Genomic DNA, 5,182 nt, shown 5'->3' with positions numbered 1-5,182 from the left:
CGGAGATCGCCCCGCGCCGCTTCGTCGCCAGCGTCAGAGGCGGCGCCGCGCCCCCCCCCCCCGGCCGGAGAACGGTCGGGCGCGGCCCACGGGGTGCGCGGCAGGGCGGGGGCTACACGCCCAGCGCCTCCTCGATCGGGTGCAGCAGGAAGTAGACGAGGAAGCACGCGCCGACGACGTTGAGCAGCCAGGGCACCTCACGCCAGCGGTTGGTCGCGACGCGCAGCAGGATGAAGGACAGCACGCCGATGCCGATGCCGTTGGTGATGCTGTACGTGAACGGCATCGTGGCCATGGTCAGGAACGCCGGGATGGCGATCGTGACATCGCTCCAGTCGATCTCGGTGATGTTCGAGGCCATGATCAGGAAGCCGACGACCAGCAGTGCGGGCGTCGCCGCCTGCGAGGGGACGACCTTGGCCAGCGGCGTGAAGACGAGCGCGAGCAGGAAGAGGCCGCCGGTCACGATGTTGGCCAGGCCCGTACGGGCGCCCTCGCCGACGCCGGCCGTGGACTCCACGAAGCAGGTGTTGGCCGATGCGGAGCCGAAGCCGCCGCCGGCGACCGCGACGCCGTCCACCATCAGAATCCGGCCCATGCCGGGGAGCTGGCCCTTCTCGTCGGTGAGGCCGGCCTCTTCGCCGACGCCGATGATGGTGCCCATCGCGTCGAAGAAGCCGGACAGCAGCACGGTGAAGACGAAGAGGCAGCCGGTGAGGATGCCGACCTCGTGGAAGCCGCCGAACAGGCTGATCTCACCGATCAGACCGAAGTCCGGGGTGTCCACCACCTTGTCCGGCACCTCGGGGACGGCCAGGCCCCAGCTCGCGTCCGGGATGGTGACGAGCGAGTTGATGATGATGGCGACGAAGGCCATCACGGTGATCCCGATCAGGATCGCGCCCCGGGTCTTGCGGACCACGAGCACGAACGTCAGCGCCAGCCCGACCACGAAGATCAGCACCGGCCAGCCCTGGAGCTTGCCCTCGATGCCGAGGCCGAGCGGGACGCTGGTGTGGGCCTTGTCCGGGTTGCGGGTGATGAAGCCGGAGTCGACCAGGCCGATCAGCGAGATGAACAGGCCGATGCCGATCGCGATGGCCCGGCGCAGCCCGCCCGGGATGGCGTCCATGACGCGCTGCCGCAGACCGGAGGCGACCAGGATCATCAGCACCAGACCGGCGAGCACCACCATGCCCATCGCATCGGGCCAGCTCATCTTGGGGGCGAGCTGGAGCGAGACGACGGCGTTGATGCCGAGGCCGGCGGCGATGGCGATCGGCACGTTGCCGATGACGCCCATCAGCAGCGTGGTGAGCCCGGCCATCAGCGCGGTCGCCGTGACGAGCTGCGCGTTGTCCAGGTAGTGCTCGTACTTGTCGTGGCTTGAGCCCAGGATGATCGGGTTCAGCACGATGATGTACGCCATCGCGAAGAAGGTCGCCAGCCCGCCGCGGACCTCGCGGGCGACGGTCGAGCCCCGCTGCGAGATCTGGAAGAACCGGTCGACGGCGTTGCGCGAGGCGGGTGGGGGCGGCTGCTCGGCGTCCGCCGCAGCGGTGTCCGGGGAAGACATGCGGGACCTCAGTCGTACGGGCCTGGGGGAAGGCGGGGCGGGGGTGGCACCGGGGGGACGTGGTGGGCCGTCCTGGCGACGACCGACGCGCGACCGACGGTCCGTACCGACGGCTGCGCGCCCACCCGTACTCGGATGTTCCTACGAGTAAGACCGGACGAAACCGGACCGTTGCAGTATGAACAAACAAGGAGGAGATTGCTATCTCCGCGCGTAGACCGGTATAGATCCGGATCTCCCGCGGCCACTGCCCGGCGCCGGGTGCCGTCCGGGCGACGGACTAGGCTGGCCGCATGAAGAAGTGGACACCGCTGCACGAGGCGCCCGAGCCGCTGGAGGGCAACGTCGTCGCCACCATCACCGGCGGCACGGTGATTTGGTTCGTCCTCTTCCTCGTCCAGCTCCCGTTCTACGGCTGGTTCGACGACCACGGGCACCTGTGGTGGCTGTGGACCCCGCTGGCCGGCGGCGGGCTCGGGCTGATCGGCATCTGGTACGTGCGCAAGCGCGACGAGGCGATCCGACGGGCGGCTGCGGCCCGGGCGGCGGACGGCGCGGAGCCGGCCCACCCCGCGTGACCCGCACGCCGGGGCACGCCCCGGTGCGCCACCGCCACACACCGCCGCACCGCCTCCGCACCGCCGCGGGCCCGTCGGCTCGTCGGCCCGGTTTCGCCCGCCGTTCCCGGCTCCGCCAGCCGTCACGGGCCCCCGCGGTCAGCCGCCCGGCACACCGTCGGGGCCCACGGACAACCAGCCGGAACCACCCCACGCCGCTCCCGAACCCGCAGGTCAGTCCGGTACCGGCGGTGATCGTCACGCGGCGGCGGACGCAGTAGAGGGCCGTCGGGTTGCCGCGCGGGTGTGGAGATTCGTTGAGAGAACTACCACCGCCTCTTGGGGCGAATTCAAGGGGTGCCCGCCAGCTCCGCCCCGTACCGTCGAGACATGACCTATCGGGCTGAGACCGCAGTCGACGAACCTGATCCGGACGGCGACGCGGCCTCCGCACCCACCCGGACGGCGGCACGTGCGCCGGGGCACCCCGGGCTGAGCACGGCCGAGGTCGCGGAGCGCGTCAGCCGGGGCGAGGTCAACGACGTCCCGGTGCGCTCCTCGCGCTCCACCGCCGAGATCGTCCGGGCCAACGTCTTCACCCGGTTCAACGCGATCATCGGCATCCTCTTCGTGATCATGCTGGCCGTGGCGCCGATCCAGGACGCGCTGTTCGGCTTCGTGATCGTGGCCAACACCGCGATCGGCATCATCCAGGAGTTGCGCGCCAAGAAGACGCTGGACAGCCTCGCGGTCATCGGCGAGGCCAAGCCGACCGTGCGCCGGGACGGGGTGGCGGCCGAGGTCCCGGTCGGCGAGATCGTCCTCGGCGACCTGGTCGAGCTCGGCCCCGGCGACAAGGTCGTGGTCGACGGCGAGGTGGTGGAGGCCGACGGCCTGGAGATCGACGAGTCGCTGCTGACCGGCGAGGCCGACCCGGTGCTCAAGCGCCCCGGCGACCCGGTGATGTCCGGCTCCTTCGTGGTCGCCGGCGGCGGCGCCTTCACGGCCACCAAGGTCGGCCGGGAGGCGTACGCGGTGCAGCTCGCCGAGGAGGCGTCGCGCTTCACCCTGGTCCACTCCGAGCTGCGCAGCGGCATCAGCCAGATCCTGAAGTACGTGACCTGGATGATGATCCCGACCGCGATCGGCCTGGTCATCAGCCAGAGCGTGGTGGAGAACCACGACTGGCGCGAGGCCGTGCGGCGGATGGTCGGCGGCATCGTGCCGATGGTGCCCGAGGGGCTGGTGCTGCTGACCTCGGTGGCCTTCGCGATCGGCGTCATCCGGCTGGGCCGCAAGCAGTGCCTGGTGCAGGAGCTGCCGGCGATCGAGGGCCTGGCCCGGGTCGACGTGGTCTGCCTGGACAAGACCGGCACCCTCACCGAGGGCGGCATGGACGTCACGGAGCTGCGGCTGCTGGGGGCCGGCGGGGCGGCTGGGACCGACGGGAGCGGGGCTGAGGGGTCGGGCGCCGGCGGCGGGTCGGAAGCGGCCGGTTCAGGCGCCGGCGGGCCCGGCGACGAGGCGTACGTACGGCAGGTCCTCGGCGCGCTCGGCGCGTCCGATCCGCGGCCCAACGCCAGCCTCCAGGCGCTCATCGACACCTACCCGGCGCCGGACGGCTGGAGCTGCACCGCCGCGCTGCCGTTCTCCTCGGCCCGCAAGTACAGCGGCGCCACGCTCACCGGTCCTGACGGGGCGGCGGGCGGCTGGCTCCTCGGCGCGCCCGATGTGCTGCTGCCCGCCGGCGATCCGGCGCTCGCGGAGATCGAGGAGCTCAATACGCAGGGGCTGCGGGTGCTGCTGCTGGCCCGTACCGAGCGGGAGCTGGATGACCAGCGGGTGGCCGAGGGCGTCGAGCCGGTCGCACTGGTCGTCCTGGAGCAGCGGCTGCGCCCGGACGCCGCCGAGACGTTGCGCTACTTCGCGGACCAGAACGTCGCCGCGAAGGTCATCTCGGGCGACAACGCGGTCTCGGTCGGCGCGGTGGCCGGCAAGCTCGGGCTGCCGGGCGCCGAGCACACCGTGGACGCCCGCCAGTTGCCCGCCGACCGGGAGGAGATGGCCGCCGTCCTGGAGGAGGGCGCGGTCTTCGGCCGGGTCACCCCGCAGCAGAAGCGGGACATGGTGGCCGCGCTCCAGTCGCGCGGCCACAACGTGGCGATGACCGGCGACGGCGTCAACGACGTGCTGGCGCTCAAGGACGCGGACATCGGCGTGTCGATGGGTTCCGGCTCCGAGGCCACCCGCGCGGTCGCCCAGATCGTGCTGCTCAACAACAGCTTCTCCACGCTGCCCTCGGTGGTCGCCGAGGGCCGCCGGGTGATCGGCAACATCGAGCGGGTCGCCAATCTGTTCCTGGTCAAGACCGTGTATTCGGTGCTGCTGGCGATGCTGGTGGTCTGCTCGCAGGTGTCGTACCCGTTCCTGCCCCGCCATCTGACGCTGCTGTCCACGCTGACCATCGGCGTGCCGGCGTTCTTCCTGGCGCTGGCGCCGAACAAGGAGCGGGCGAGGCCGCACTTCGTACGGCGCGTCATGCGGTATTCGATCCCGGCCGGGGTGATCGCGGCCGTCGCCACCTTCGCCACCTATCTGATCGCCCGGCACGTCTACACCGGCGACGGGGCGCGGGACGCGGAGACCAGCGCGGCGACGCTGACGCTGTTCCTGATCTCGATGTGGGTGCTGGCGATCGTCGCCAGGCCCTACACCTGGTGGCGGATCGGGCTGGTCCTGACGATGGCGCTGGGCTTTGTGATCGTGCTGGTCACGCCGTGGTTGCAGGACTTCTTCGCGCTCAAGCTGGTGGGTACGTCGATGCCGTGGACCGCGGTCGGCATCGCCGCTGCGGCCTCCGTGCTGCTGGAGGTGGCCTGGCGCTGGGTGGCCAAGCGCTTCCCGGCGTAACGCGCCGGCCGCCCGCCGGGCGGCGAGCGCCGAGCGGCAAGCGAAACGGACGAGGGGGGGGGGGGGGGGGGGGGGGGGGGGGGGGGGGGGGCGGGGGGGGGCGGGGGGGGGGGGGGGGGGGGGCGGAGCCGGCACCCCC

Annotated in this window: 3 protein-coding genes and 1 pseudogene; 3 read left to right on the top strand and 1 reads right to left on the bottom strand. The window is 71.8% G+C overall.

All coding sequences use genetic code 11. The features are described 5' to 3' along the window. Positions 1–112: 112 nt before the first annotated feature. Entirely contained in the window at positions 113–1,576 is a 1,464-nt protein-coding gene (locus AAHZ94_RS28055; RefSeq protein WP_349996323.1) for an NCS2 family permease, read from the bottom strand. A gap of 293 nt (positions 1,577–1,869) precedes the next feature. On the opposite strand from AAHZ94_RS28055, the gene AAHZ94_RS28050 reads away from it, so the two are divergent. From AAHZ94_RS28050 to AAHZ94_RS28040, 3 genes and pseudogenes are all read left to right on the top strand, one after another. Further along, positions 1,870–2,154 (top strand): DUF2530 domain-containing protein, encoded by a 285-nt coding sequence (locus tag AAHZ94_RS28050; protein WP_349996321.1) that lies wholly within the window; start codon positions 1,870–1,872, stop codon positions 2,152–2,154. 369 nt (positions 2,155–2,523) lie between these two features. Further along, entirely contained in the window at positions 2,524–5,043 is a 2,520-nt protein-coding gene (locus AAHZ94_RS28045; protein ID WP_349996319.1) for a cation-translocating P-type ATPase, read from the top strand. Beyond that, positions 4,959–5,182, top strand: a pseudogene (locus tag AAHZ94_RS28040) (hypothetical protein); the annotation flags it as partial. The gene AAHZ94_RS28045 and the pseudogene AAHZ94_RS28040, both read left to right, overlap by 85 nt.

Source organism: Streptomyces sp. HSW2009 (genome assembly GCF_040240285.1).
Taxonomy (GTDB): Bacteria; Actinomycetota; Actinomycetes; order Streptomycetales; family Streptomycetaceae; genus Streptomyces.
Note: the sequence above shows the minus strand (reverse complement) of the source record. Positions and strands in the feature narration are given on the sequence as shown.

Bases quoted from the DNA above. Each gene is read 5' to 3' on its own strand.
- AAHZ94_RS28050 (WP_349996321.1), top strand. From the start codon at position 1,870: ATGAAGAAGTGGACACCGCTGCACGAGGCGCCCGAGCCGCTGGAGGGC.
- AAHZ94_RS28045 (WP_349996319.1), top strand. From the start codon at position 2,524: ATGACCTATCGGGCTGAGACCGCAGTCGACGAACCTGATCCGGACGGC.
- AAHZ94_RS28055 (WP_349996323.1), bottom strand. From the start codon at position 1,576: ATGTCTTCCCCGGACACCGCTGCGGCGGACGCCGAGCAGCCGCCCCCA.